The sequence below is a fragment of the Gilliamella sp. B3892 genome, assembly GCF_026536305.1.
Classification (GTDB): domain Bacteria; phylum Pseudomonadota; class Gammaproteobacteria; order Enterobacterales; family Orbaceae; genus Gilliamella.
Map to the genome: position 1 here is coordinate 1 of NZ_JAFNOK010000035.1, position 1066 is coordinate 1066.

Annotated in this window: 2 protein-coding genes and 1 pseudogene; all 3 read left to right on the plus strand. The window is 35.6% G+C overall.

Annotation, left to right across the window (positions count from 1 at the left end):
- Window positions 1–326 (plus strand): annotated as a pseudogene (locus J3U74_RS12365) (hypothetical protein); the annotation flags it as partial.
- Window positions 327–364: 38 nt separating this feature from the next.
- Window positions 365–676 (plus strand): hypothetical protein, encoded by a 312-nt coding sequence (locus J3U74_RS12370; protein WP_267328481.1) that lies wholly within the window; start codon window positions 365–367, stop codon window positions 674–676.
- 143 nt (window positions 677–819) lie between these two features.
- Window positions 820–993, plus strand: coding sequence for a hypothetical protein (locus J3U74_RS12375; RefSeq protein ID WP_267338092.1), 174 nt, complete (start codon window positions 820–822; stop codon window positions 991–993).
- The last annotated feature ends 73 nt before the right edge of the window (window positions 994–1066 follow it).

Consider the following 1066-nt stretch of genomic DNA (forward strand, 5'->3'; position numbering starts at 1 on the left):
AGGAATGGTATGAAGAGAATGGTAACCGATTCAATTGTTATTGCGCTCAAATAACTGTACTGCTTAATGAAAAGGGCGAGCCATATAACCAATCTAGTGTAGAGAGATTATTAAAAGAAGCCGACGAATGGGAAGGTCAATATAAACCGAAACGGCAGGTATTAACGGAAGTAGAAGAGCTTAATGACTGGTCAAGAAAGAATATTACTGAAATTTCTAATATACCTAATGATATTGACGCTAAAGAACTGGCGCCATGCTTAAAATTGGTATCAGAAATTCAGGAACGGTTCGATTTACCACAGTTTAGATATGAGGGTCAATAAATGGGGATGTTCATTACTATGGTAAGCCAAATAAAAATATGCTTGCAGCATTTGCCCCAAATACAAACGCTCTGATTATTACAAAAGGCAGTGTAGATAAAAAAGAATTGCTGTTGGTTGATTTATATAGTAAAACATTAGGATTCAAGAGCGAGTCGTTAAATTCCGTTATTAATCTTAAGAATCAGCGATTAACTAATATAATTAATGAAATGGATTATGTTACGTGGAACGCTGTACCAACACCTAGAGGGGTTTATGCTCACGAAATGGGACACGCATTACATAATCAGTATCGTGTAGAGATTGACAATATTATCTCTAAAGGGTGGGAACAGGGCTGGCAATAAGCGATTAGTAAATATGGACGGGATAGCAAAAAGGAATTTCTTGCAGAATCCTTTTCACTTTACATTGAAAATCGCAATGAAGCTAAAAAGCGACTATATCCAGAATTATTTAAATTTCTTGAATCATTAGATAAGGGCGTCAAATGGAAAAAATTAAAAAGTTAATAGAACAAGCCTCTAAGCTTGTTAATATGGAGCCGCTTCCTGATGATGCTGAGGAGCAGCTAAACGAAATAATCGAACAGGCAGATAGTGATGTAGAAAAGTCTATGTTATCTAGTTATGCCGAATCTCTATTTGTTGAGAGACATTCATAATCAAATCTCTTAAACCGCTTCGGCGGTTTTTTTATATTTAAAATCCACACGAGGTAAAGCATGACACTTAAAA

Bases quoted from the DNA above. Each gene is read 5' to 3' on its own strand.
- J3U74_RS12375 (WP_267338092.1), top strand. From the start codon at position 820: ATGGAAAAAATTAAAAAGTTAATAGAACAAGCCTCTAAGCTTGTTAAT.
- J3U74_RS12370 (WP_267328481.1), top strand. From the start codon at position 365: ATGCTTGCAGCATTTGCCCCAAATACAAACGCTCTGATTATTACAAAA.